The organism is Streptomyces fradiae, assembly GCF_041270065.1.
Lineage (GTDB): Bacteria > Actinomycetota > Actinomycetes > Streptomycetales > Streptomycetaceae > Streptomyces.
In genome coordinates, this window is record NZ_CP065958.1 from 2,748,718 (window position 1) to 2,773,030 (window position 24,313).

Here is a 24,313-nt window from a genome sequence, read left to right on the forward strand (position 1 = left end):
TTGATGCCGAAGCGGTCGAGGTTCACTGGGCGACTCCGTACACGGTGAGGAGCGAACGCATCCGGGACTCCGCACGGGCCGGGTCGGGGAACAGGCCGAGGCCGTCGGCGAGTTCGTACGCCTGGGCGAGGTGGGGCAGGGAGCGGGCGGACTGCAGGCCGCCCGCCATCGTGAAGTGCTCCTGGTGGCCGGCCAGCCAGGCGAGGAAGACCACCCCCGTCTTGTAGAAGCGGGTGGGGGTCTCGAAGAGATGGCGGGAGAGTTCCACCGTCGGGTCGAGGGCGGCGCGGAAGCCTGCCGTGTCGCCCGTGTCGAGCACCCGGACCGCCTCCGCCGCCAGCGGACCCAGCGGGTCGAAGATCCCGAGCAGGGCGTGGCTGAAACCGTGGGTGTCGCCCGCGATCAGTTCGGGGTAGTGGAAGTCGTCGCCCGTGTAGCAGCGGACCCCGTCCGGCAGCCGGCGGCGCAGCGCGACCTCGCGGCCCGCGTCGAGCAGCGAGACCTTGATGCCGTCGACCTTGTCCGGGTGCGCGGCGATGACTTCGAGGAACACCTCCGTCGCCGCGTCCAGGTCCGCCGACCCCCAGTAGCCCGCCAGGGCCGGGTCGAACATCGGGCCCAGCCAGTGCAGGATCACCGGCTCGGCGGCCTGGCGCAGCAGCTGCCCGTAAACCTCCAGGTAGTCCTCGGGGCCGGTCGCGGTGGCCGCGAGGGCCCGGGAGGCCATGAGGATCGCCTGGGCGCCCGACTCCTCGACGACGGCGAGCTGTTCCTCGTACGCCGCGTGGATCTCCGTAAGAGTGGCCGGGCCGGTGAGTTGGTCGGTGCCGACCCCGCACGCGATCGGGCCGCCCACCGCCTTCGCCTCGGCGGCGCTGCGGCGGATCAGCTCGGCCGCGCCCGCCCAGTCCAGGCCCATGCCGCGCTGCGCGGTGTCCATCGCCTCGGCGACGCCGAGCCCGTGGGACCACAGGTGGCGGCGGAAGGCGAGGGTGGCGTCCCAGTCGAGGGCGGCCGGGCCGTCGGGGGTGGTGTCGGCGTACGGGTCGGCGACGACGTGCGCGGCGGAGAAGACCGTACGGGAGACCAGCGGACCGGCCCCGGTGAGCGCGAGCGGCTCGGTACGGGGGGTGTACGCGCGCGTGCCGCCGCCCGGCAGGGGAAGGGCGATCACAGCGCGACCTCTGGGACCTCGATCCGGCGGCCCTCCGCAGCCGAGCGCAGGCCGAGCTCGGCGAGCTGCACACCGCGCGCGCCCGCGAGCAGGTCCCAGTGGTACGGCTCGCCGAGCACGACGTGCCGCAGGAACAGCTCCCACTGGGCCTTGAAGCCGTTGTCGAACTCGGCGTTGTCCGGCACCTCCTGCCACTGCTCGCGGAACGGCTCGGTCGCCGGGATGTCCGGGTTCCACACGGGCTTCGGGGTGGCGGCGCGGTGCTGGATCCGGCAGCCGCGCAGGCCGGCGACGGCGGAGCCGTGCGTCCCGTCGACCTGGAACTCGACGAGCTCGTCGCGGTGCACCCGGACCGCCCAGGAGGAGTTGATCTGCGCGATGGCGCCGCCCGCCAGCTGGAAGATGCCGTACGCGGCGTCGTCGGCGGTCGCCTCGTACGGCTTGCCCCGCTCGTCCCAGCGGCGCGGCACATGGGTGGCGACGGCGGCGGTGACGGAGGTGACCCGGCCGAACAGCTCGTGGAGCACGTACTCCCAGTGCGGGAACATGTCGACGACGATGCCGCCGCCGTCCTCCGCGCGGTAGTTCCAGCTGGGGCGCTGCGCCTCCTGCCAGTCGCCCTCGAAGACCCAGTAGCCGAACTCGCCGCGCACGGACAGGATCTCGCCGAAGAAGCCGCCGTCGATCAGCCGCTTCAGCTTGCGCAGGCCCGGCAGGAACAGCTTGTCCTGGACGACGCCGTGCCGGATGCCCTTCTCCTGGGCCAGGCGGGCGAGTTCGAGGGCGCCGGCCAGGTCACCGGCGGTGGGCTTCTCGGTGTAGACGTGCTTGCCGGCGGCGATGGCCTTGGTCAGCGCGGCGACGCGGGCGGAGGTGACCTGCGCGTCGAAGTAGATGTCGATCGAGTCGTCGGCGAGGACCGCGTCGAGGTCGGTGGACCACTCGGTCAGCCCGTGCCGCTCGGCGAGCGCGCGCAGCGCGGGCTCGCGGCGGCCGACGAGGACCGGTTCCGGCCACAGGACCTGGCCGTCGCCGAGGTCGAGTCCGCCCTGCTCGCGCAGGGCGAGGATCGAGCGGACGAGGTGCTGGCGGTATCCCATGCGGCCGGTGACGCCGTTCATGGCGATGCGGACGGTGCGGCGGGCGGTGCGGGGTGTCACGGGGGTGTTCCTCCCGGAGGGGGCGGGGAGCGGCGGGGATGGAAACGGAGGAAAGATAGAAAGCGCTTTCTACGACGTATGACGCTAGCCTGCCGACATCACTGCCGACAAGGGCCCTGGAGGTACGCACGCGATGACCGTCACCCTGGCGGACGTGGCAGCCCGCGCACAGGTCTCCCCCGCGACCGTCTCCCGCGTCCTGAACGGCAACTACCCGGTCGCCGCCGCCACCCGAGAGCGGGTGCTGCGCGCGGTGGACGAGCTCGACTACGTACCGAACGGACCGGCCAGCTCCCTCGCCGCCGCCACCTCCGACCTGGTCGGCATCCTCGTCAACGACATCGCCGACCCCTTCTTCGGGATCATGGCCGGGGCCGCGCAGGGCGCCATCGGCGCGCCGGGCGCGGGGCGGGCCGGCGGCGAGAAACTGGCCGTGGTGTGCAACACCGGCGGCGACCCGGAGCGCGAACTCACCTATCTCACCCTGCTCCAGCGGCAGCGCGCCGCCGCCGTGATCCTCACCGGCGGCTCCCTGGAGGACCCGGAGCACCTGGCGGCGGTGAGCGCGAAGCTGGCCCGGCTCACCGAGGCCGGCACCCGGGTGGTGCTGTGCGGGCGGCCCCCGCTGGAGGGGGTGTCGGCCGCCACGCTCGCCTTCGACAACCGGACCGGGGCGCAGCGGCTCACCGAGTACCTGCTGTCGCTCGGGCACCGGCGGATCGGTTACGTCGCGGGCCCGGAGAACCGCACCACCACCCGGCACCGCCTGGAGGGCCACCGGGCGGCGCTCGCGGCGGCCGGGGTCGCGGAGGGCCCGACCGTGCACGGCCGCTACGACCGCCCGTCCGGCTACGAGGTGACCTCCGAACTCCTGTCCCGCGCCCCGGACCTGACGGCGGTCGTCGCCGCCAACGACACGGTCGCGCTCGGCGTCTGCGCGGCGCTGCGCGACCGGGGCCTGAGCATCCCGGGCGACGTCTCGGTGGCCGGCTTCGACGACCTGCCCTTCTCGGTCGACGCGGTGCCCGCGCTCACGACCGTACGGCTCCCGCTGCACGAGGCGGGCGCGCGGGCCGGGCGGATCGCGCTCGGCGCGGAGGAGCCGCCGGCGGGCGAGCCCTCGACGATCCCGGCGGAGCTGGTGGTACGGGGGTCGACGGCGCCGCCGAAGGGGTGACCGTAAGGGGTGACGGGCGTCAGGCGGTGCCCGGGACGGTGGCGTCGAGGCCCGTGGCGGCGAGGACGGCGTCGACGGTCTGCTCGACCGTCTGCTCCGCGTTGTCGATCCAGACGCCCTCGCCGGACAGTTCCTCGCGCATGGCCTCGTCGAGCCAGCCCCAGTTGGTCGTCAGGCGCTTGTGACGGGCGTTGTTGCGCTCCCAGGCCCTGTCCGGGCCCGGGGCCAGGATGACCACGTGCAGCGGCGCCCTCGCCCGGGCGCGGTAGAAGTCGAGGTGGGAGCGGCGGACCACCACGTCGTCGAGGACGGGCAGGAAGCCGGCCGCGACGAAGCTGTCGGCGAGCAGACAGGCGTGCCGGGCCCGCAGCAGGATCTGCCGGTCGGCCTCGGCGTCGCCGTCCGGGCTCGGCCAGTGGCCGCCGCTGACGATGAGCTCCTGGAGGTGGTCGACCTCGATGTGCGCGGCCCGCGCGAACCGGGCCGCGAGGGCCGCCGCGACGGTGCTCTTGCCGCTGCCCGGGATGCCGGCCAACAGGACGGCGCCGGGTGCGGGTTCGGGGCTGTCGACGACGACGTTCTCGAAGGTCATGCACGCTCTTTCAGCGGACGGTACGGGTCACGGGGACCGGTCACAGGGGCGTGACACAGTAGCCGGGCTTCCCCGGCGCATCCATGGAATATTCGGCCCGCAGCAGATGGTCCGTCGGTCCGCAGGTCGGCTCGTCCAGGACGCGGTACTCGGCGAGCGGCGAGCCGCAGTCCACCTTCTCCAGCTGCTGCTCGGGCCACTCCGCCTCGTTGCGGACGCAGTCGCCGACCGAGAACGCGGCCTTCTCGCCCTTGCCGTCCCCCGCGAACAGTCCGATGAGGAACAGCGTCGGGATCGCCGCCGCGACGAGCGCGAACGGGGTGAGCACCAGCATCGCGGGCGCCCGGCGAAGCACGCGCCGGCCCGGGTCGAGCGGCGGCCGCTGGGCACCGTACGGCTCGGGCATCCGGTTGAGGGCGGCGCGGGCGCCGAAGACGTTGCCGAGCACGATGAACGGGGTGACGAAGAAGGAGAACAGGCCCCACCAGCCGGTGACCAGGGTCTCGGAGGTCATCTTCCGGTAGATCGCGAGACCGCAGGTGCGGCAGTACACGCCGCGCCGGGTGAGTGTGCGCATGATGACGACCATGCCCTGGTGGGCCCGGACGGTGACCGGCGCGGCGGGCTGCGCCCCGCACACCTCGCAGCCGTACCCGTGCCCGTGCCCCTGCCCGTACCCCTGCCCGTACGCCTGAGGTTGCTGAGGCGGGTACGGCTGCTGGTATCCGTACGGTCCCGGCTGCTGGGGCGGGTAGGTCATGGTGCGGTTCCCCCGTTCGACGTCTGCACCAGCACCCTAGCCGCCGGCTCCGGCGCGGCCTTGCGGCGCTGGAAGGAGGTCAGGGCCACTCCCCCGACGAGCAGCGCGGCGGCGCACCAGCGCAGCGGGCTGACCGGTTCGCCGAGGAAGAGGGCGGCGGAGGACATGCCGAAGACGGGGACGAGGAGGGAGAAGGGGGCCACGGAGGAGGCCGGGTGGCGGCGGAGCAGCCAGCCCCAGGCGCCGAAGCCGAAGACGGTGGTGATCCAGGCGACGTAGACGATGACGCCGGCGCCGGTCCAGTCGAGACCGCGCAGCGCCGCCAGGTCGCGGTCGGGGCCTTCGAGGAGGAGGGAGAGGGCGAGCAGCGGGAGTACGGGGACGGTGCTGACCCAGACCATGAAGTTGAGCGGGTCGGGCGGGGCGGCCTTGCGGGTGAGGACGTTGGAGACGCCCCAGCAGACGGCGGCCGCGATCACCAGGACGAAGCCGGTGAGCGGTCCGGAGGTGCCCTCGTCGACGGCGGCGACGCCGATGCCGGCGAGCGCGACGCCCATGCCGAGCACCTTGACCCCGCCGGGCCGCTCGCCGAGCGCGAGGAAGGCGAAGAGGGCCGTGAAGACCGCCTGGACCTGCAGGATCAGGGAGGAGAGGCCGGCCGGGGCGCCGAGGCTCATGCCGGTGAAGAGCAGTCCGAACTTGGCGACGCCGAGGGCGAGTCCGACCCCCACGATCCACTTCCAGGCGACCTTCGGGCGGCCGACGAAGAAGACGGCGGGCAGGGCGGCGACGAGGAAGCGGAGGGCGGAGAAGAGCAGCGGCGGGAAGTGGTCGAGGCCGATCTCGATGACGACGAAGTTGACTCCCCAGACGGCGGCGACCAGGGCGGCGAGGGCTACATGAGCGGGGCGCATGGGGACGAGCATCGCCCGCGCGGACCATGTAGCACCAGCACGGATTCCTTCATGATTGGATGAAGCACTGCTACAGAAAGGGGTCGTCGACGTGCTCGATCTGGGACGTCTGCGCGCGCTGCACGCCGTCGCCGTGCACGGCACGGTCGGCGCGGCGGCCACCGCGCTCGGCTACACGCCCTCGGCGGTCTCGCAGCAGATCGCCAAGCTGGAGCGGGAGACCCGCACGACCCTGCTCGAACGCAGCGGCCGGGGCGTCCGGCTGACCGACGAGGCCCGCCAACTGGCCGACACCGCCGAGCGGTTGCTCGCGCTCGTGGAGGAGGCGGAGGTACGTCTGGAGGAGCGGCGCGGGCTGCCCGCGGGGCGGCTGCGGATCGGCTGCTTCGCCAGCGCGGCGCGCGGTCTGATGCCCCGGGCGCTCGCCGATCTGGCCCGCCGCCATCCGGCGCTCGACGCCCGCCTGTCCGAGGTGGACCCGCATCTCTCGGTGGACCTGGTGGGGCGGGGCGTGCTCGACCTGGCCGTGGCGCACGACTGGGACATCGCGCCGCTGCCCGTACCGCCGGGGGTGGAGCAGGCGGTGATCGGCGACGACCTGTGCGACATCCTGGTGCCGCGCGAGCATCCGCTGGCGGGCCGGGACGGGGTGCGGCGCGAGGAGCTGAGCCAGGAGCGGTGGATCACCCAGCCGCCGGGGACGGTGTGTCACGACTGGCTGATCCGGACGCTGCGGGCGACCGGTTACGAGCCGCTGATCGCCCATCAGGCCGAGGAGAACCACACCCAGGTGGCGCTGGTGGCGGCCGGGCTCGGCATCGCGCTCGTACCGCGGCTCGGCCGCGGCACCCTGCCGCCGGAGGTGGTGGCGCTGCGGCTCGACCCGATCCCGATGCGGCGGCTGTGGGCGCTGTGGCGGACCGGGGCGGCCCGGCGGCCGGCGATCACGGAGACGGTGCGGACCCTGCAGGAGGTGTGGCCGGAGATCGCGGCGGCCGGGTGACGGGCGGCGCCGCCCCGGCGAAGGACGCCGTCCCGACGCCGCCCTGGTGGCCTACGCCGTCCCGGCGGCGGACGCTGCTCGGGTGACGGGGCGTCATTCCTGCGCGGATCCTTGACCTGGCAGTTAGTTTCCGGATATCCGTGTCACCTTGGAAGTTTCCTTCACGGAAGGAGCACCAGTGCCCCCGGCCCCCTCCCGACGCACCGTCCTCACCGTCACCGCCGCCGCGGCGGCCGCCGCCGTCACGGGCGTGACCGCGACCGCGGCTCTCGCCGACGAGCAGCGGATCTCCGACGACAAGCTGCGCACGCTCCTCTCCCGGATGTCCCTGGAGGAGAAAGTCGGCCAGCTCTTCGTCATGCGGGTCTACGGCCACTCCGCCACCGCCCCCGACCAGGTCGACGTCGACGCCAACCTCAAGGAGATCGGCGTCCGCACGGCCGCCGAGCTGATCGAGCGCTATCACGTCGGCGGGATCATCTACTTCGCCTGGGCGCACAACACCCGCGACCCGCACCAGATCGCCGACCTGTCCAACGGCATCCAGCGGGCCGGGCTCGCGCAGCCGACCCCGCTCCCGCTGCTCATCTCCACCGACCAGGAGCACGGCATCGTCTGCCGGGTCGGCGAGCCGGCCACCCTGATGCCGGGCGCGATGGCGCTGGGCGCGGGCGGTTCGCACTCCGACGCCCGCAAGGCGGCGCAGATCGCGGGCGCCGAACTGGCCGCCGTCGGCATCCGGCAGAACTACGCGCCGGTCGCCGACGTCAACGTCAACCCGGCCAACCCGGTGATCGGCGTACGGTCCTTCGGCGCCGACCCGGCGGCGGTGGCCGCGATGGTCGCCGCGCAGGTCAAGGGCTACCAGCAGGGCGGGGTCGCGGCGACCTCCAAGCACTTCCCGGGGCACGGCGACACGGCCACCGACAGCCACTACGGCCTGCCGACCATCACCCACACCCGCGAGCAGTGGGCCGAGCTCGACGCCCCGCCGTTCCGTGCGGCGATCGCCGCCGGCATCGACTCGATCATGACGGCGCACATCGTGGTGCCCGCGCTCGACCCGAGCGAGGACCCGGCGACGCTGTCCCGGCCGATCCTCACCGGCATCCTGCGCGAACAGCTCGGCTACGACGGTGTGGTGGTCACCGACGCGCTCGGCATGGAGGGCGTGCGGACGAAGTACGGCGACGAGCGCGTCCCCGTGCTCGCGCTGAAGGCGGGCGTGGACCAGCTGCTCAACCCGCCGGACCTCTCCGTCGCCTGGCACGCGGTGCTCGCCGCCGTGAAGAACGGCGAGCTGACCGAGGCCCGGCTCGACGAATCGATCCTGCGGATCCTGCGCCTCAAGGCCAGACTCGGCCTGTTCAAGGAGCCGTACGTCAGCGACGCCGGCGTCGACCGCACGGTCGGCACCCCGGCCCACCTCGCGCACGCCGACCGGATCGCCGAGCGGACCACCACGCTGCTGGTCAACGAGGGCGGCTTCCTGCCGGTCAGCCGGCGCAGTCACCCCAAGGTCCTGGTGGTGGGCGCCGACCCGGCCTCGCCGTCCGGCACCACGGGCCCGCCGACCGGCACCGTGGCCGGTGCCCTGAACGAACTCGGCTTCACCCCCACGGTGGTGCCGACCGGGACGGCCCCGACCGCCGCGAAGATCGACGAGGCGGTGGCCGCCGCGGCCGGCCAGGACCTGGTCGTGGTCGGCACGTACAACCTGACGGCGACCAGCACCCAGCGCACGCTGGTCGCCCGGCTCGTCGCGACCGGAGTGCCGGTGGTCACGATCGCCATCCGCAATCCGTACGACGTGGCGCGGACCACCGGCCAGCGGGCCACGCTCGCCGCCTACTCCTGGACGGACGTCGAACTGCGCGCCGCCGTACGGGTCCTGGCGGGCCGGGCCGAGCCGCAGGGCCGGCTTCCGGTCCCGGTGCAGGACGCGGCCGACCCGGCGAAGGTGCTTTACCCGGTGGGGTACGGACTCTCGTACCGCTGACCGGCGGACTACGAGCGGAGCGGGCCCGGGGCCTCCGTCAGGCGGAGGCACCGGTCCCCGCCGGTCTCGAAGAGGACCCAGTTCCACTTGAGCGCGTCACGGGTCTGCGGACCGTAGACGCCGTCGGCGGAGATCTTGAGGGCGGACTGGACCCGCTTGAGGGCGGACTCGGTCGCCGGACCGAACTGGCCGTCGGACACGATGTTCTGGCCGTAGCACTGCCACAGGGTCTCCTGCAGCCAGCGGACCTGCTCACCGGAGGCGCCGCGGCCCATCGCGCAGAAGTTGCTTCCCGCGGCATCGGTCGGGATCTTCGCGTAGTAGTCGGCGGCGTCGTGGTAGGTGTCGTAATCGGTACAGCGGGGCATGGCGGCGCTCGCCGACGCCGAACCAGTGGTGAGTACGCCGAGCGTGAGCGCGGCGACCGCGCCGAGCGATGCGAGGGTGCGCTGCAGCTTCATGGGTGGGTCCCCCCGGGGAGTCATGGACTTCGGACGTCGGACGTCGGCCGTGTCGGCGGACCGGCGGACCGGCGGACGACGGCGGGCCGAAAGCTAGCAGCGCGCCGCCGGCCGCCGCAGGGCCCTCCGGACCGCCCCGAACGCCCTCCCACGGGCGGTCCGGGAAGGCCCCGGGCCCGCGGGGGCTGGGCCTTCTCCGGCGGGCGGGACCCGTCTCGTACCGTCCCGGGGGTGTCCCGCACGCCGTCCCGTCCTGCTTCCCGCGTTGTCCCTCTTCAGGTCAGGGCTTGATCTCGCCCAGCGGGGAGCACTCCTGTTCCTTCTGGGCGGGGATCGCCCCGCAGATGGTGATGGTCTCCCAGGGCGCGTCCGGGGTGACGGCAAGCATCCGCGTGTACGTGTCGTGCTCCATCCGGATCGTGGCCTCGTCGGACGAGCTGCGCTTGTCCCGGATCATGACCGTGTCCCCGATGTTGCCGTTCTCGATCCGCCCCCACACCGCCTGGCAGGCCTCGCTGTAGCGGAGTTGGATGCGCATGCCGCGCAGGAAGGTCTGGCGCACCGTCTTCGCGTCCCACTGGCAGTCCTCCGCCTGCGGCTCGCGGTCCAGGCAGGTGTCGCTCTTGCAGCCGACCTTGATCGGACCGCTCGGGCGGGTCTGCGCGGCGGGCGTGGCCGAGGCCGTGGTCGAGGGCGAGCCCTTCGCCCCGGGGGTGCCCGCGTCGGCCGGTTCGATGAGGAGGACCGTCAGGAGGCTGCCGAGGGCGGCGCCCGCGACGACGCCGGCCGCCGTGGTCAGGATCCGGGGCCAGGCGAACCGCCGTGCCGGAGCGCCTTCTTCCGGTCCGGGCGCACCCGGCCCCGGCACCGGCTCCGGCACCGACTCCGGTCGCGGGCGCTCCGCGGTCCTGGCCGCGGGCTCCTCGGCCGGCGTCTCCGCCGCCGCCTCCTCGCGTACGACGGCCTGGTCGAGGAGCGCGAGCAGGGGCCCGGGATCGGTCCTGGCCGCGGCCGCGAACTCCTCGACTGCGATCCGGGCCGGGACCTGTTTTCCGTTGAGGAAGCGCTCCCAGGAGGAGCGGCTGTAGTGCGTCTTGTCCGCCAGGCGGTTGTAGCTCAGCTGCGACGCGTCCTTGATCCGGCGCATCTCGGCGAAGAGGTCACCTCGCGGGATGTCACCGTCTCTCGGAGCGCCGTCTCTCGGAGCGTCGGCGCCGCCGCCCGCCCCTGTTCCCCCAGCCATCACGTGACTCCCCATGTCTCGTGCCTGTTTCCGTCCCCCGGCCCTCGGCCGGCGGGAACAGTATCAGCCACGAAAGTGGCGTGCTCATGACTGTGACCCCCCGGGAGTGTCGCTCCCGGGGGGTCTCGGTCGGCGCAGGCTTCTCGCCGCCTGCGGGCACATGGGTCAGGCGAGCAGCCGGCTCCAGGTCCGCGCGTCCACGACGCCGTCCTGCGGCAGCGCGCGGGACTCCTGGAACGCCGCCACCCGGGCCGCGGTGCCGGGCCCGAAAAGGCCGTCCGCCGTCGTCGCGAAGCCGAGGGCGGTGAGCCGGCTCTGCACCGCCTTCACCGCCTCCCCGGCCGCGCCCTGCGCGACCGGCGCGCACAGCTGGTTCCAGGTCTGGTTCCCCGCCACCCCGTCGACACCGGCTCCGATCAGCTTCTGGAACGCGCGCACCGCGCCGTCGGTCGCCGGCCCGAAGGAGCCGTCCGGCGTGATCGCCGCCCCGCGCTGGACGAGGAGGCACTGCAGCACGCGCACCCGCTCGTTCACGTCGCCCGTGCGCAGCACCGGCCACACCGGGGCGGTCGGGTCGCCGCCGGTCCGGGCGGCCACGTCCGCGCGCAGCTGGGGCAGCAGCGCGTAGAGGCGGTCGCCGGGGCACTGGGTGTTGTTGAAGTCCCGGTGCCCGTAGATCTGGTACGGCTGGAGCCCGTACTGGAGGCAGATCCGGGTGCAGAGGTCGACGAGCGCCGCGTACTGCTCGGGGCGGGGCTCCTCCGTGACGTACGTGCCCTCGTTCTCGATGCCGACGGCCACCGTGTTCTGGCCGGTGCAGTGCGCGGCCTCGACGGTCTGCGCGCCGCTGTCGAGGGCGGCCAGGCTGCCGTGCCGGCCCTCGGTGACGTACGCGCCCCGGCTGACGGTGAAGTGCTGCCCGGTGTCGATCCAGCCCTCCGTGTCCATCTGGTACGTCTGCATCGCGCGGGCCAGCGCGAACGCGCGGTCCTGTCCGTACTCGGCCACGTTGGCGGTCGCCGTGTGGTGCACGATGATCTTCTGCGGCCGGGCCGCGAACACCTTCACGGGGCTCTTGGGCGGCCGCGCGCCCCAGGCCTCGCAGCCGGAGATCAGGGGTCCGTCGGCGGCTCGCGCCCGGCCGGCCGCCGTGCCCAGCGTGGTCAGCGCCGCCCCCAGGGACAGCGCGCCGGCCAGCAGGGAACGTCGGCGGAGCAGCGGCGGTCGTGCCGTCGGCGTGGTCATGTGAGTCCGTTCCGTTCCGTCGGGCCTTCGGAAAGTGGTGGTTCGACGCTAGGAACTGACGAGCCGCCAGGACAAGCCGCAACGCCCGTCCCGGCGTCCCGTGCCGTCCCACGGGACCGTGAGACGGCACGGGACGGGTGTCGTCGGAAGCGATGCGTCAGTGAGGTCGCGTCAGCGGATCGCGTCAGCAGGTCACTGCGCGGGCATGCCGCCCAGGGTCTGCTCCAGCGCGTCGGCGTAGTGCCGCGCGCCGGCGATCTTCGGGTGGAACGACTGGGCCGAGGCACCGACCTTGATCACATCGATGTCGAGGTTCGGCACGTCGCTCTCCACCAGGTCCCCGACGAGGCCGTGCACCGTCTCGGGCGATCCGCAGATGGCCTGGCCCTTGAAGGCCTCCTTGGGGTTGGAGAACCACACCTTGACCCCCTGCGCCCGGGCGTCCGCGGCCGCCCCGTCCATCTCCTGGAGCAGGAGATCGCCGACGGAGTTCAGCCAGGGACCCTCGCCCATGCTGATGTTGGGCACGCACTGCCCGTTGTTCTCCAGGAGCGGCGGATAGCCCATCAGCACGATCCGGGCCTGCGGGGCCCGCGCCTGGATGGCCTTCAGGGTCTTCACGATCTGCGGGCGCACCAGGTTGTGGATGCGGTCGGGGACATAGGTGATGAGCGGCCCCGAGCTCTTGTCCGTCTTGTTCCCGTCGGCGTCGACGACGGCGATCTCGGCGTTCTGGCACATCAGGGAGATGAGGATGCACTGCTGGAAGATGGGCGTGAACAGGGTGTCGTTGCCGCCGATGGAGATCGTCACCAGGTTGGTGTTCTGGTCGAGGTAGCCCTGGTCCAGCTGGGCGAGTTCGCCGTACTCCGTCTTGCCGCCGCCGTCCAGCTGGCCGAGCACGTTGTACGTACGGGCGCCGGAGCAGGCGATCAGGTGGTAGTCCAGCGACGGGTCACGGGCGTCGGCGAGCGCGCCGACCGAGCTGCCGCGGCCGGGCAGCGTGGCCTGCCGGGACCAGGCCTTGGTGGAGCGGTGGCAGGCGTCGCGGGTGGCGCCGTTCGTCGTGTCCCGGTAGTTGGTCTCCTTGTAGTAGTCGGCTCCGCCGGAGACGGACGCGCCCTCGCCGGAGGAGTACGAGTCGCCGAGCGCGACCACGAAGTCGCGCGGCTTGCCGGGCAGCGGCTGGAACGCTGCGGCGTCCCAGGCCACGTCCTCGGTGCCGTCGCCGCCCACGGCGTGCGTGCTCAGCGAGACCTTCGGCGTGCCGGTGAAGTGGAACACGCCGAGGTCCATCCAGCGGTTCTCCCGGGTGCGCTGCGGCACCACCCGTACGGGGCTGGTCGAATCCGTCCCGTACACCGTGTACGTGGCCTGCCGGGTGTGCGCGCCGTGGTCCGGCATGTGCACCATCACCCGGGCCCAGCCGCTGCCGCCGATGTTCTGGCCCAGCGTCCAGGTTCCGGTGGTGAGCAGCCGGCTGCTGTCGGTGGTGAACTTGTCACGGGTGTGGGAGAACCAGAAGTGGCCGCCGTAGCCGCCGCCGATCTGGTGCATGTCGATCTTGCCGGGATACGTGCCGAGCCACGGGGTGAAGTCGAAGCTGAAGGACCCCGCCGAGGCGACCGTGCCGGGGCAGTTGCGGGCGTCCGATCCGGCCGGCCGGGTGCCGTTCGGCAGGTCGTCGACGATCAGCGAACCGGCCGGCAGGCCGCTGCTGCACCGCGGCGGATAGGAGGAGTCCTCGTCCGGCTGCTCCGGGTAGGTGGTGTCGAAGCGGTGGGTCGCCTGGCCGCACTGGCTCTGATCGCAGTTCTTGTACGAGACCGCGTGGTGGTGCCAGCAGTGCAGGTCGGTCCGGGTGCAGGCGCCGAGTCCCGGCTCGTTCTTGTCGTCCGGGCCGATCTTGTCGGGGTTGCACTCGTTGGTGGCGTCGCAGAACATCGCCTCCGAGGGCTTGAGGCCCGCGGTGCGGTCGGCCGCCGTGTTCCACCAGGCCTGGCGGAACCCGACGCCCATCACGCCCGGCTTGAACATCGCCGAGAGCGGCCGGGCCGCCCAGCCCATCACCTTCTCCTGGTACGGCCAGTCCTGCGGGTGGGAGGCGTGCGAGTAGTCGTCGCCGCCGTTGGCCGACTCGAGGAACGGGGTGCGGTTGGCCTTCCAGAGCGGGTTGGCCGGGTTGTTCGTCCAGCCCACGCCCCACGTGCCGTTGTTCTTCGCCGCGTCGGCCTGCGGGTAGAAACCGGAGTTGTACGCCCACAGGGCGAAGATCCAGTTCTCGATGTACTTCGGCTTGCCGTTGTTGATGACCAGACCGGCGTCGCGGGTCTGGTTCCACTTCTCGGCGAGCTTGTCGGCGCCGGCGGCGATGTTCGCCGTGTAGTCCAGGGCCGCGGCCTCCTGCTGCACGGTCGACAGGGTGGGCTGGTCGTGGCCGGGCAGCCGCATCCCGTCGGTGATCTGGGTGAGGCCGTAACCGCAGTCGGCCTTCGACCAGTTGACGGCCCACGGATCACCCTGGGTGCCGTTGGGCGCGTAGTCGATGCCGTAGTAGTTGCCGATCAGCGGATTGCCCGTGACACCCGGGACGACGTACCGGCTGGCCTGCCACATGTTGGATTCCTGGGCGATGACGCCCAGCAGGATCTGCGCCGGGATGTGCCACTCGTCGGCCTTGTCGGTGTAGCCGTTGGGGTCGCCGCTCAGCACCCGCAGCGGGAACAGGAGCTGCGGGTTGTAGCCCGCGATGCCGGTGCTCTTCCAATTGGCCGGCCGGTTGATGTGCTGGTTCAGGCCCATGATCACGGCCTGGTCCACGGCCCATTCGACCTGGCGGGGCGTGGGCTGGAAGGCCTGCTTGCGCACGTCACCGCGTGGTACGGAGCAGGTGCGCTCCACTTCGGCGGGGTCGTGCGACGAGGATTCGGCGACGCCCGCGAGCAGGGTCGTCCGCGCGGTCTGCGCGCTGGGCGCGTTCTGGGCGGACTTACGGGGAGTGCCGGCGGGTCCGGCCGGGGAGCGCAGGGCGGGCGAGGGCGCCTGCCCGTCGACGAGCCGGGCGGGGGCCACGGCCTCGGCCCCGGGCGTGGCTTCGAGTTCGACGCTCCTGCCGGTGCCCAGCACGGTGACCTGGTTGACGACGGTCCGCTCGGCGGCGGCCTCGTCGGCCCGGACCGGGCTGCCGTCCCGGCCGTGCGCCCAGCGGGTGGTGACGGCCGACTGGCCGCGGGCGCTCAGCACCGCGTCCTTGTCGAGGCCGCCGGGGTTGTGGAGGTGCGCGGGCAGGGTGCCCTTGCTGTCCGCCGTACCGGTGACGAAGACCTCGCCGGAGGGCGATCCGGCCACGTCGAGGGCGCTGAGCCGGCCGGAGGCGACCAGGCGGGGCACGGCCCGGCCATTGCCAACGGACCGGACCGCGGCGGCGTCGACGTGCTTGACCTGGCCGGCCGCCTTCGGTCCCGCGGCCGGCCCGCCGGGGGCGTCCAGGAAGGTGATGCCGCCGGCGGCGTCCCGGGTGAGCTGGAACGGGACGCGGTCGGCGCGGGCTATCGTCCGCCGGCGGCCTTCCTTGCCGATCCGGACCAGCTGCGGGCCGTCGGCGGCGACGATCTCGCCGCCGTCGTACGGAATGGCGGACGTGATCTGGCCGGTCAGCTTCAGCGGGATCGACGTGCGCCCGGCCTTCGCGTCGACGGTGATCAGCCGGGTCGCGTTCGCCTTCGACCCGTCGTCGGTGAACTGGGAGAGCACCGCCGTCTCGCCCGCGCCGCAGCCGGGCGAGAAGTACGACAGGGAGGCCTGCACCGGCAGCTTCGTCACCTTGCCGGTGGTCAGCTCGACCACGGCGGTGAACGCGCCGCGGGTCATCAGCTCCGGCTTGTTGGTGAAGGTACGGGGCGCGTACGCCACGACCGCGCGCTCGCCGGAGGCGGTGACGCACGCGTTGCCGATCCAGGCGTCGGTGTCGAAGCCCGGCTCCGCGAGGGTGGCCGCCGTCTTCCAGGCGTAGCCCGCCTTCGCGTCGGCGACCAGCACATGGAACCCGGAGGCGTCCCCGGTCGTGGTCCAGGCCCGGTCCGAGGCCCCGCCGAGCACCTTGGCCCGGTCACCGGGCGGTACGGCGGTGGGGTGCCGGTCGGCTTCCGGCGCGGGCGCGCTCTGCCCGGGGGCAGCGGGGGGCGCGGGCGGCGCCGCCTGGGCGGGCAGCGTGAGCGGCGCCATCAGGGCCGCCGTGGTGGCGAGCACCACGGCGGCGGCCGACGGCCGTCGTCTGTGTCGATGCAAGGGTCTTCTCTTCCGTGACGTCCCCGCCGAGGCAGCACACGGCAGCCTCAGACGCCCTGGGGCATCGCGGGCAGGGGCCGGCCTCGGCGGAAGGGGTGGGGTGGGTGAGGAGGACGGGCGGGGCCGTCCGACGCCAGCAATGTAGGGGCCGCACACGGCCGTTCGGGGCCGGAAGCCTCCCCGGGACGTCCCGTACGGGGCCCGGCTCGCGGGACGGGAACACCGTCCCGGGCCCGGGGGACGGGACGGCGGCCTCCCGGGACGGGCGGGCGTCCCGGGCCGGTTCACGGGAGGGCGCCGCGGCCGGCCCCGCCGGCCACGGGATTCAACCAGGCGGGCAGTCCCCACCCGCTCTCCGGGACTTCCCGGGGACGGCCGGGACACCGGGACGCGCCCGAACCCGCCCTAGTGTTCGGGCTGTCCGGCGGCGTCGAGCCCTGCCCGTCCGGCACGACCCCCGCCCCCCTCCTCACGGAAAGCAGGTTCGCCATGCTCAAGAAGACCGTCTCACGGACCGTCGCCACCGTGGCCGCCGCGGCCGCCCTGTCCGTCGTCGCCCTCTCCGGTACGGCTCAGGCCCGCGTGGGCGCCCCGTACATCGGATACGGCCAGACGAACAACACGCACGCCGTGTGGTGCGTGCAGCACCAGCTGAACTGGGCGTTCGCGAACAACTGGGTCGGGCGCCTGGGCTGGCACGGCCAGATCGCCGAGGACGGGGCGTTCGGCCCCCAGACGGACGAGGCGATCCGCTTCTTCCAGAAGTCGTTCTTCCCCAACGAGATCGACGGCATCGTCGGCCCGGAGACCGGCTACGCGCTCCTGTGGGAGGGCGACCCGCGCTTCGGCTACGACGACAAGGTCACCAACGCCGGCTACTGCAACGAGTACATCCCCAGCATCGTCTGACCCTCCCGCTCCTCCCCGTCCTTCCTCCCCGCCCACCCACCCTTCCCGGAGAGATCCATGAAGCGCACCCTGACCGCGCTCGGCACGGCCGCCGTCCTCGCCGCCGGCCTGCTGACCGCCGGCACGACCACCGCGTCCGCGGCCATGCCGACCTGCACCGGCGCCAACACCTACGTGGACGCCGTCGGCTACACCGTGGAGATGCCCACCGACTACGAGAACGGCTCCAACTTCTGTGTGATGGGGCGCGGCGCCTCGGGCAGAGGGGTCGAGGCCCTGCAGTGGACCATGCACTTCTGCTACGGCCAGATCAACCTCGCCAAGGACGGCCAGTTCGGGCCGGCCACCGAGGCCGCCCTGAAGAAGGTCCAGGCCTCCGAGGGCCTCGTCGCGGACGGCGTCTACGGCCCGAACACCCGCGACCGGATCAAGCACAAGTGGGAGATCTGGGACCAGGGCATCTACCGCTGCCTGCGGATGTCCCAGGCCCCGGCCCCCATCCGGGACTGATCCCGCACGCACCTCCGGTACGTGAAGGGCCCCCGCACGCGCGCGATCGCGTGCGTACGGGGGCCAGGAACCGCGGGACCTGCGGACGGACTTACGGGCGCAGTCCGTGCTCCCGGGTGGCGTCCTCGTCGACGAGCTTGTCGATCCGGGCGTCGAAGCGGGCCAGCGGCTGCGCGGCCCGGACGGCGGGGGCGTCGACGCCGGCCCAGGCGAGGATCCGAGCGGTGGCGTTGGCCTGTTCGGCCTCGACCAGACCGGCCACGTTGGCGCCGTGGTTGGCGCCCGGCGCGACGTACACGAAGCTGTCGCGGGCGCCCTTGCCGAGGCGGAACTGCTCGGAGCCCCACGGGTCGTTGCCGCCGTAGACGAACAGCATGTGGTTGGCGTTGTGGCGGACCCAGGTGTCGACGTCCCGCATCACCCACGGCTTGAACTTCATGGGGATCTCGCGCGGCACGAAGTTGCGGGCCGGCTGGTAGCCGTAGCGGCTCAGCCCGGCCAGGTGGGGCTGGGTGATGGTGGGCGAGCCGAGCTCGGTCGCCGCCTGGTAGTAGTACGGCGTGTAGCCCTCCAGGCTCTGGTCGGTGTACGCGGCCCAGCCGGAGTAGGCGTCGATCGTCTCGTAGACGGTGTCGTCGCTCGCGGTGGCGGCGTCCGGGATCTGGTCGCAGACGTCCTGGCCGTAGTACTGCCAGAAGCCCCACACAAAATCGAGGACGACGGCCTCGTAGGCCTTGTCGAGCGTGCCGAGGGTGTTGAAGGTGGAGCCGTCGGCCGCCGCCTGGGCGGCGAGCTTCTTCTCCAGCGGCTCGCGGCGCACCAGCGCCTCGCGCTGCATCGCGTTCAGCCGGTCGCGGCAGTCCTTGGTGCCGACGGTCTCGAAGAAGCGGTCGTAGGCCGAGTCCTCCTTCTCCACCACGTCGTTGGGCGCCACGTACGCCACCACGCCGTCCATGTCGCGCGGGTAGAAGCGCTCGTAGTAGGTGGCGGTCATGCCGCCCTTGGAGGCGCCGGTGGACAGCCAGTTCTTGCCGTAGATCTTCTTCAGCGCGGTGAAGATGCGGTGCTGGTCGCTGGCGGCCTGCCAGATGTCGAGCTTCGACCAGTCGGCGGGCTGCGGCCGGGACGGCGTGAAGAAGCGGTACTCCATGGAGACCTGGTTGCCGTCGACGATCCGGGTCGGCTCGGTGCGGCTGGGCGTGGTGCTCAGTCCGTAGCCGCTGGTGCGGAAGACGGTCGGGCGGTCCGTGTCCTTGTGCAGGACCGAGATCCGCTGCTGGAACGTGCCGGCCCACGGGCGCCGGTGGTCGATCGGCTGCTCGTAGTTCAGGACGAAGAAGCGGTAGCCGGCGTACGGCTTCTCCTCGATCAGGCTCATCCCGGGTATCGCCAGGATGCGGTCCTTGATGTCCGCGCTCTGCGCCTCTGCGACGGCTCTGCTGTCCGTGTCCGGTTCCGCGGCGGTGGCCACGCCGGTGGAGCCCGCGGTGCCTATGAGCACCGAGAGCGACAGCAGCCATCTGAGCGACTTGCGCATGCACCCTCCCCTTGGTTCACAACGGTGTCGCGAACCTAGCGGGGGCAACGTGCGGACCGCCAGACCCAGTTGGACCTTACGCCGGGGCGTTTCCTGTGCTTCAGCACAGGATCCAGCCAGTGGCGGTGGAGCGGCCGTCGATGGTGGCGGACACCCGGACGCAGCGGTTCAGCGCGTACACCGTGACCGGCCCGGCCTGCCGGCCGAACCGTCCGGCGTCCACGGCCGCCCGTCCGCCGCGCGGCTGCACGGACAGGGACATCGGCCGCAGCGGCCCGGGCCGCTTGGCGACGGCGACCGCGCACGCGTACTGCCGGGTGCGGTAGAGGCGCAGCTCGCCGGTGGCGAACCCGATGACGCGGGTGGGCCGCCCGGCACAGACGGACGCCGCCTCGGCGCTCCCGGCCGGCGGCCCGGCGAGCACGAGCAGCCCTACGGCCGTGACCAGGGCGAGCAGATACGCCGAGAGGCCCCGCCCCGTCCTTCGCAGCGCCCCCGCGCTCATGTCCCCCGCCCCTCCCCTTTGGTTCCCCCGCCCGAACTCGTACAGGTTTACGACGCGACCGGGCCCGATTCGGTTGCGGGCCCGATTCGATCGGGCCCGGCTCCGGCCGTACGCCGAAGCCGCGCCCTAACCCGAGAAGTGGCCGGCGACGAGGGAGAGGAAGGTCAGCTCGGCGCCGAGCAGGATCCAGAGCGCGGCCGTGCGGCCGGTGGCGGGGGTGTGCGGGGTGTCCGGGGTGCTCAGGGCCCGGATCCAGGCGGCCACCGCCACGGCGAGGGTGGCCAGGTACGCCCAGCCGGGGATCTCCCCGCAGGTGCCGTACATCACGCAGCCCGTGCCGCTCTCCGAGGCCAGCGCGAGCACCACCACAAGGATCGTCGCGGGCACCAGGAGGAGCCCGGCCCACAGGGCGCGGGTGCGCAGCCGGCGCGCCGCCGTGGGGGCGGGCCGGGGGCCCGGGAGGGGCGGGAGGAGGTCGTCGCTCATACGACCGATTCAACCCCCGCCCGCCCGGGGCCCGGTATGCGCTCCCGTACTCAGATCGCCTCGGCGGGAGCGGGTTCCTGCTCCGCGTCCTCGCCGATGAAGGTGCGCCACAGGGCCGCGTACCGCCCGTCCAGGGCGAGGAGTTCGTCGTGGGTGCCGTCCTCGGCGACCCGGCCGTGGTCCATGACGACGACCCGGTCGGCGCGGGCCGCGGTGGTGAGGCGGTGGGCGACGACCAGGGTGGTGCGGCGGCCGGCGAGGCGGTCGGTGGCCGCGTTGACCTGGGCCTCGGTGGCCAGGTCGAGCGCGGCGGTGGCCTCGTCGAGGAGCAGCACGTCGGGGTCGACGAGTTCGGCGCGGGCCAGGGCGATCAGCTGGCGCTGGCCCGCCGACAGATTCCGGCCGCGCTCGGCGACCGCGTGGAGGTAGCCGCCGTCGAGGGTGGCGATCATGTCGTGGGCCCCGACCGCGCGGGCCGCGGCCTCCACCTCGGCGTCGCCGGCGTCCGGGCGTCCGTAGGCGATGGCGTCGCGCACGGTGCCCTCGAAGAGGTACGCCTCCTGCGGGACGACACCGAGCCGGTGCCGGTACGCGGTGAGGTCGAGCGCGCGCAGGTCGGTGCCGTCGGCGGTGACCCGGCCGGCCGTCGGGTCGTAGAACCGGGCGACCAGCTTGACCAGGGTGGACTTGCCGGCGCCGGTCTCGCCGACGAAGGCGACGGTCTGCCCGGCGGGGATGCGCAGGTCGATGCCGGTCAGGGCCTCCTCGCCGTCGTCCGCGGAGCCGTAGCCGAAGGAGACGTCCTCGAAGGCGATCTCGCCGCGCAGCGAGAGCACGTCGAGCGGGGCGTCCGCGGCGGCGGTGGAGGTGGGCTCCTGGAGGAGCTCCTGCATCCGCTTGAGCGAGACGGCGGCCTGCTGGTAGCCGTCGAAGACCTGGGAGAGCTGCTGGACGGGGGCGAAGAACAGGTCGATGTAGAGGAGATAGGCGACCAGGGCGCCGGTGGTGAGGGTCTGGTCCTCGATGCGGTGGGCGCCGACGATCAGGACGGCCGCGGCGGCCACTGAGGAAAGCAGGGTGACGAACGGGAAGTAGACCGAGATCAGCCACTGGCCGTGGATGCGGGCCGCGCGGTACTCCCGGCTGCGGGCGGTGAACCGCTCGGCGCCGTACTGCTCGCGCCGGAACGCCTGCACGATCCGCAGTCCTGCGACGGACTCCTGGAGGTCGGCGTTGACCACGCTGATCCGCTCGCGGGCCAGCTCATAGGCCTTCACGCTGGCGCGGCGGAAGAAGAAGGTGGCGACGGCGAGGACCGGGAGGGTCGTGAAGACCACCAGGGCGAGCTGGAGGTCGAGCACGAGCAGGGCGCCCATGATGCCGAAGAAGGTGACGACGGAGACGAAGGCGGTGACCAGGCCGGTCTGCAGGAAGGTCGACAGGGCGTCGACGTCCGTGGTCATCCGGGTCATGATCCGGCCGGTGAGCTCGCGCTCGTAGTAGTCCAGGCCGAGGCGCTGGAGCTGGGCGAAGATCTTCAGACGGAGCGCGTAGAGGATCCGCTCGCCGGTGCGGCCGGTCATCCGGGTCTCGGCGGTCTGCGCGATCCACTGGACGAAGACGGTGAGCAGGGCGAGCGCGGACGCGGCCCAGACGGCGCCGATGGCGAGCCGGTTGACGCCCTCGTCGATGCCGTGCCGGATCAGGACCGGGAGCAGCAGCCCGGCGCCCGCGTCGACGGCGACCAGGCCGAGGCTGACGAGCAGCGGAACGCCGAAGCCGTGCAGCAGTCGGCGCAGCCCGTACGAGGTCTCGGGGGCGACCGCGCGGCCCTCGTCGACCTCCGGGGCGTCGGTGGCGGGCGGCAGCGCGTCGACGGCGGCGAGCAGCTCCGGGGTGGATCCCGTGGGGGCACCTCCCGTGCCGAAGGCTACGGGGGACTTGGCCTCGCGCTCCTCGGCGCGCTCGTCCCGTACCCACAGGGTGGGGGTGATGCCGCGCTCGGCGTCGAACTCGGCGTCCAGCTCGGCCCGCAGGGTGCGGTCCTCGGGCGGCTCGGCCGGCAGCACGTGGCCCGGCGAGACGGCGCCCAGCTCGTCGGGGTCGGTGAGCAGCCGGCGGTAGAGCGCGGAGTGCTCCTGGAGCTCCTCGTGGGTGCCGATGGCGGCGAGCCGGCCGCCGTCGAGGACGGCGATCCGGTCGGCGAGGCCGAGGGTGGAGCGGCGGTGCGCGATGAGCAGGGTGGTGCGGCCGGCCATGACCGACCTCAGGGCCTCGTGGATCTCGTGCTCGACCTTGGCGTCGACGGCCGAGGTGGCGTCGTCGAGGACCAGGAGCCGCGGGTCGGTGAGGATGGCGCGGGCGAGCGCGATGCGCTGCCGCTGGCCGCCGGACAGGGTCAGGCCGTGCTCGCCGACCTTGGTGTCGTACCCCCCGGGCAGCTCGGCGATGAACCGGTCGGCCTGGGCGGCGCGGGCGGCGGCCTCGATCTGCTCCTGGGTGGCGTCGGGGACGCCGTACGCGATGTTGGCGCGGACCGTGTCGGAGAACAGGAAGCTGTCCTCGGGGACCAGGCCGACGGCGGCGCGCAGCGAGTCGAGGGTCAGCTCGCGCACGTCGTGGCCGCCGACGAGGACGGCGCCGTGCGTCACGTCGTAGAAGCGGGGCAGGAGCAGCGACACGGTGGACTTGCCGGAGCCGGAGGCGCCGACGACGGCGACGGTCTCGCCGGGCCGGATCTCCAGGGAGAAGCCCTCCAGGACCGGGTTGGCCTTTCCGTCGGCGCTCTCGTACGCGAACGACACGTCGTCGAACTCGACCGTGGCGGGCGCGTCCGCGGGAAGCTCCTTGGTGCCGTCCTTCATCGTCGGCTCGGTGTCGATGAGCTCCAGGACCCGCTCGACGCCGGCCCGGGCCTGCTGGCCGACGGTGAGGACCATGGCGAGCATGCGGACCGGGCCGACGAGGGAGGCGAGGTAGGCGGAGAAGGCGACGAAGGTGCCGAGGGTGATCTGCTCCTTGTAGGCCAGCCAGCCGCCGAGGGCGAGCACGGCGACCTGGCCGAGCGCCGGGACGGCCTGCAGGGCGGGGGTGTACTTCGCGTTGAGCCGGATGGTGCGGAGCCGGCCCGCGAACAGCTTCCGGCCGGCCTCGCGGATCTTGCCGGTCTCCTGCTCCTCCTGCCCGAAGCCCTTCACCACGCGGACGCCGGTCACGGCGCCGTCGACCACGCCGGCGACGGCGGCGGCCTGCTGCTGCGCGTACCAGGTGGCGGGGTGCAGCCGGGTGCGGCTGCGGCGGGCGATCCACCACAGGGCGGGGGCGACGGCGAGGGCGACGGCGGTAAGCGGCAGGGAGAGGGCGGCCATCACGCCGAGCGAGATGAGGAAGAGCAGCACGTTCCCGATGGTCATCGGGAGCATGAAGAGCAGGCCCTGGATCAGCTGCAGGTCGCTGGTGGCGCGGCCGACGACCTGCCCGGTGGACAGCTCGTCCTGGCGCCGCCCGTCGAGCCGGGTGATCGTCCCGTACATCTCGGTGCGCAGGTCGTGCTGGACGTCGAGGGCGAGCCGGCCGCCGTAATAGCGGCGGATGTAGGTGAGGACGTAGACGACGACGGCCGCGCCGAGGAGGAGACCGGTCCACAGGGCGAGTGAGCCCGAGCCGTCGCCCTTCGCGCCGATCACGTCGTCGATGACGACCTTGGTGATGAGGGGCACGAGCGCGAGCACGGCCATGCCGGCGAGCGAGGAGCCCAGCGCGAGCACCACGTCCGCCTTGTACCGCCAGGCATACCCCCAGAGCCTGCGGGCCCATCCCGGGCCCCGCTCCCCCGTCTGCTTCTGCCCCACCGCCGCCACGTGGCGCCTCCCGTCCGTCCTGCTCTACCGGAAGGGCCAACGCGGCCGACGTGCGATTTCATCCCGCCGCAACAATCCCGGGCCCAAGGACCGACCCGGCCGGGTCCCTGGTCCTAGGCCGCTCCGGGGCCGGGCGGGGCGGTCACCACCAGACGAAGTCGATCGCATAGAGAGCCAAGAAGGCCGCGCCCCCGAAGGCGATGACAGCGGCACCCGCCAGCCGCCCCTTGCGTCGCCGGGCGGAGCCGCGGAAGGTCTCCCAGGCGCCGTAGCCGGTGAACGCGACGGCCAGGGCTGTGACCCCTCCGGTCACCAGCGGGCTGATGCTCCAGCCCCAGAAGAACACGAACGCCAGGCCGATGAGCAGCCCGTAGGCCAGGACCTGCAGGATCAGCTCGCCCACGAACTCACCGACGAACTCCTTCAGGAAACGCATGCCCCCGCCCCCTCCCGCCCCCGTGAGGGGCCTCCGGGAAGGGAGGACCCGTACG

Annotated in this window: 19 protein-coding genes; 5 read left to right on the forward strand and 14 right to left on the reverse strand. The window is 72.8% G+C overall.

Annotation, left to right across the window (positions count from 1 at the left end; genetic code table 11):
- Positions 1 to 22: 22 nt before the first annotated feature.
- Complete coding sequence (locus JAO84_RS12330) at positions 23 to 1,174, reverse strand: dihydrodipicolinate synthase family protein (RefSeq protein ID WP_370412910.1); 1,152 nt, start codon at positions 1,172 to 1,174, stop codon at positions 23 to 25.
- The gene (locus tag JAO84_RS12335; RefSeq protein WP_370416736.1) at positions 1,171 to 2,295 is read right to left on the reverse strand and encodes a Gfo/Idh/MocA family protein; all 1,125 of its coding nucleotides are present in this window, start codon (positions 2,293 to 2,295) and stop codon (positions 1,171 to 1,173) included. The genes JAO84_RS12330 and JAO84_RS12335 overlap by 4 nt, the downstream gene beginning before the upstream one ends.
- Positions 2,296 to 2,467: 172 nt before the next feature.
- Between JAO84_RS12335 and JAO84_RS12340 the strand changes: the two genes are divergently transcribed.
- Entirely contained in the window at positions 2,468 to 3,511 is a 1,044-nt protein-coding gene (locus JAO84_RS12340) for a LacI family DNA-binding transcriptional regulator (RefSeq protein WP_370412911.1), read from the forward strand.
- A gap of 19 nt (positions 3,512 to 3,530) precedes the next feature.
- Here JAO84_RS12340 and JAO84_RS12345 read toward each other — a convergent pair whose 3' ends face one another.
- From JAO84_RS12345 to JAO84_RS12355, 3 genes are read right to left on the reverse strand one after another with little or no spacing between them, the layout of a single operon-like run.
- Complete coding sequence (locus tag JAO84_RS12345) at positions 3,531 to 4,103, reverse strand: AAA family ATPase (RefSeq protein WP_370412912.1); 573 nt, start codon at positions 4,101 to 4,103, stop codon at positions 3,531 to 3,533.
- Between the two features lie 40 nt (positions 4,104 to 4,143).
- On the reverse strand, positions 4,144 to 4,863 hold the full coding sequence (locus tag JAO84_RS12350) for a hypothetical protein (RefSeq protein ID WP_370412913.1): 720 nt from the start codon (positions 4,861 to 4,863) through the stop codon (positions 4,144 to 4,146).
- Positions 4,860 to 5,777: an EamA family transporter gene (locus tag JAO84_RS12355; RefSeq protein WP_370412914.1), complete on the reverse strand. Its 918-nt coding sequence runs from the start codon at positions 5,775 to 5,777 to the stop codon at positions 4,860 to 4,862. Before JAO84_RS12355 ends, JAO84_RS12350 begins: the two co-directional genes overlap by 4 nt.
- Before the next feature lie 91 nt (positions 5,778 to 5,868).
- Here JAO84_RS12355 and JAO84_RS12360 point away from each other — a divergent pair, with 91 nt between their 5' ends.
- Together JAO84_RS12360 and JAO84_RS12365 are read left to right on the forward strand one after the other, a co-directional pair.
- Positions 5,869 to 6,780, forward strand: a complete 912-nt coding sequence (locus JAO84_RS12360) for a LysR family transcriptional regulator (RefSeq protein WP_370412915.1) — start codon at positions 5,869 to 5,871, stop codon at positions 6,778 to 6,780.
- Positions 6,781 to 6,958: 178 nt separating this feature from the next.
- Positions 6,959 to 8,779, forward strand: coding sequence for a glycoside hydrolase family 3 protein (locus JAO84_RS12365; protein ID WP_370412916.1), 1,821 nt, complete (start codon positions 6,959 to 6,961; stop codon positions 8,777 to 8,779).
- An 8-nt stretch (positions 8,780 to 8,787) separates the two neighbouring features.
- Here JAO84_RS12365 and JAO84_RS12370 read toward each other — a convergent pair whose 3' ends face one another.
- From JAO84_RS12370 to JAO84_RS12385, 4 genes are all read right to left on the reverse strand, one after another.
- The gene (locus JAO84_RS12370; protein ID WP_370412918.1) at positions 8,788 to 9,240 is read right to left on the reverse strand and encodes a peptidoglycan-binding protein; all 453 of its coding nucleotides are present in this window, start codon (positions 9,238 to 9,240) and stop codon (positions 8,788 to 8,790) included.
- A 280-nt stretch (positions 9,241 to 9,520) separates the two neighbouring features.
- Positions 9,521 to 10,387, reverse strand: coding sequence for a DUF2690 domain-containing protein (locus tag JAO84_RS12375; protein ID WP_370412919.1), 867 nt, complete (start codon positions 10,385 to 10,387; stop codon positions 9,521 to 9,523).
- Positions 10,388 to 10,648: 261 nt separating this feature from the next.
- Positions 10,649 to 11,728, reverse strand: a complete 1,080-nt coding sequence (locus JAO84_RS12380; protein WP_370412920.1) for an N-acetylmuramoyl-L-alanine amidase — start codon at positions 11,726 to 11,728, stop codon at positions 10,649 to 10,651.
- 192 nt (positions 11,729 to 11,920) lie between these two features.
- The gene (locus JAO84_RS12385) at positions 11,921 to 16,015 is read right to left on the reverse strand and encodes a NocE (RefSeq protein ID WP_370412921.1); all 4,095 of its coding nucleotides are present in this window, start codon (positions 16,013 to 16,015) and stop codon (positions 11,921 to 11,923) included.
- 489 nt (positions 16,016 to 16,504) lie between these two features.
- On the opposite strand from JAO84_RS12385, the gene JAO84_RS12390 reads away from it, so the two are divergent.
- Together JAO84_RS12390 and JAO84_RS12395 are read left to right on the forward strand one after the other, a co-directional pair.
- Positions 16,505 to 16,924, forward strand: a complete 420-nt coding sequence (locus JAO84_RS12390; RefSeq protein WP_370412922.1) for a peptidoglycan-binding protein — start codon at positions 16,505 to 16,507, stop codon at positions 16,922 to 16,924.
- A gap of 57 nt (positions 16,925 to 16,981) precedes the next feature.
- Entirely contained in the window at positions 16,982 to 17,434 is a 453-nt protein-coding gene (locus JAO84_RS12395; RefSeq protein ID WP_370412923.1) for a peptidoglycan-binding protein, read from the forward strand.
- Positions 17,435 to 17,525: 91 nt separating this feature from the next.
- Here JAO84_RS12395 and JAO84_RS12400 read toward each other — a convergent pair whose 3' ends face one another.
- From JAO84_RS12400 to JAO84_RS12420, 5 genes are all read right to left on the reverse strand, one after another.
- Complete coding sequence (locus tag JAO84_RS12400; protein WP_370412924.1) at positions 17,526 to 18,971, reverse strand: aminopeptidase; 1,446 nt, start codon at positions 18,969 to 18,971, stop codon at positions 17,526 to 17,528.
- Positions 18,972 to 19,071: 100 nt separating this feature from the next.
- Positions 19,072 to 19,476 (reverse strand): hypothetical protein, encoded by a 405-nt coding sequence (locus tag JAO84_RS12405; RefSeq protein ID WP_370412925.1) that lies wholly within the window; start codon positions 19,474 to 19,476, stop codon positions 19,072 to 19,074.
- Between the two features lie 126 nt (positions 19,477 to 19,602).
- On the reverse strand, positions 19,603 to 19,962 hold the full coding sequence (locus JAO84_RS12410) for a hypothetical protein (RefSeq protein WP_370412926.1): 360 nt from the start codon (positions 19,960 to 19,962) through the stop codon (positions 19,603 to 19,605).
- 50 nt (positions 19,963 to 20,012) lie between these two features.
- Positions 20,013 to 23,822: an ABC transporter ATP-binding protein gene (locus tag JAO84_RS12415; protein ID WP_370412927.1), complete on the reverse strand. Its 3,810-nt coding sequence runs from the start codon at positions 23,820 to 23,822 to the stop codon at positions 20,013 to 20,015.
- Positions 23,823 to 23,964: 142 nt separating this feature from the next.
- Positions 23,965 to 24,258, reverse strand: coding sequence for a lysine transporter LysE (locus tag JAO84_RS12420; protein WP_370412928.1), 294 nt, complete (start codon positions 24,256 to 24,258; stop codon positions 23,965 to 23,967).
- Positions 24,259 to 24,313 lie beyond the last annotated feature (55 nt).

What these genes read in the sequence shown, in the direction of transcription:
- JAO84_RS12420 (WP_370412928.1), bottom strand. Translation starts at nt 24,258, where the DNA reads ATGCGTTTCCTGAAGGAGTTCGTCGGTGAGTTCGTGGGCGAGCTGATC.
- JAO84_RS12410 (WP_370412926.1), bottom strand. Translation starts at nt 19,962, where the DNA reads ATGAGCGACGACCTCCTCCCGCCCCTCCCGGGCCCCCGGCCCGCCCCC.
- JAO84_RS12370 (WP_370412918.1), bottom strand. Translation starts at nt 9,240, where the DNA reads ATGAAGCTGCAGCGCACCCTCGCATCGCTCGGCGCGGTCGCCGCGCTC.
- JAO84_RS12375 (WP_370412919.1), bottom strand. Translation starts at nt 10,387, where the DNA reads ATGCGCCGGATCAAGGACGCGTCGCAGCTGAGCTACAACCGCCTGGCG.
- JAO84_RS12345 (WP_370412912.1), bottom strand. Translation starts at nt 4,103, where the DNA reads ATGACCTTCGAGAACGTCGTCGTCGACAGCCCCGAACCCGCACCCGGC.
- JAO84_RS12390 (WP_370412922.1), top strand. Translation starts at nt 16,505, where the DNA reads ATGCTCAAGAAGACCGTCTCACGGACCGTCGCCACCGTGGCCGCCGCG.
- JAO84_RS12380 (WP_370412920.1), bottom strand. Translation starts at nt 11,728, where the DNA reads ATGACCACGCCGACGGCACGACCGCCGCTGCTCCGCCGACGTTCCCTG.
- JAO84_RS12340 (WP_370412911.1), top strand. Translation starts at nt 2,468, where the DNA reads ATGACCGTCACCCTGGCGGACGTGGCAGCCCGCGCACAGGTCTCCCCC.
- JAO84_RS12395 (WP_370412923.1), top strand. Translation starts at nt 16,982, where the DNA reads ATGAAGCGCACCCTGACCGCGCTCGGCACGGCCGCCGTCCTCGCCGCC.
- JAO84_RS12355 (WP_370412914.1), bottom strand. Translation starts at nt 5,777, where the DNA reads ATGCGCCCCGCTCATGTAGCCCTCGCCGCCCTGGTCGCCGCCGTCTGG.
- JAO84_RS12405 (WP_370412925.1), bottom strand. Translation starts at nt 19,476, where the DNA reads ATGAGCGCGGGGGCGCTGCGAAGGACGGGGCGGGGCCTCTCGGCGTAT.
- JAO84_RS12335 (WP_370416736.1), bottom strand. Translation starts at nt 2,295, where the DNA reads ATGAACGGCGTCACCGGCCGCATGGGATACCGCCAGCACCTCGTCCGC.
- JAO84_RS12400 (WP_370412924.1), bottom strand. Translation starts at nt 18,971, where the DNA reads ATGCGCAAGTCGCTCAGATGGCTGCTGTCGCTCTCGGTGCTCATAGGC.
- JAO84_RS12350 (WP_370412913.1), bottom strand. Translation starts at nt 4,863, where the DNA reads ATGACCTACCCGCCCCAGCAGCCGGGACCGTACGGATACCAGCAGCCG.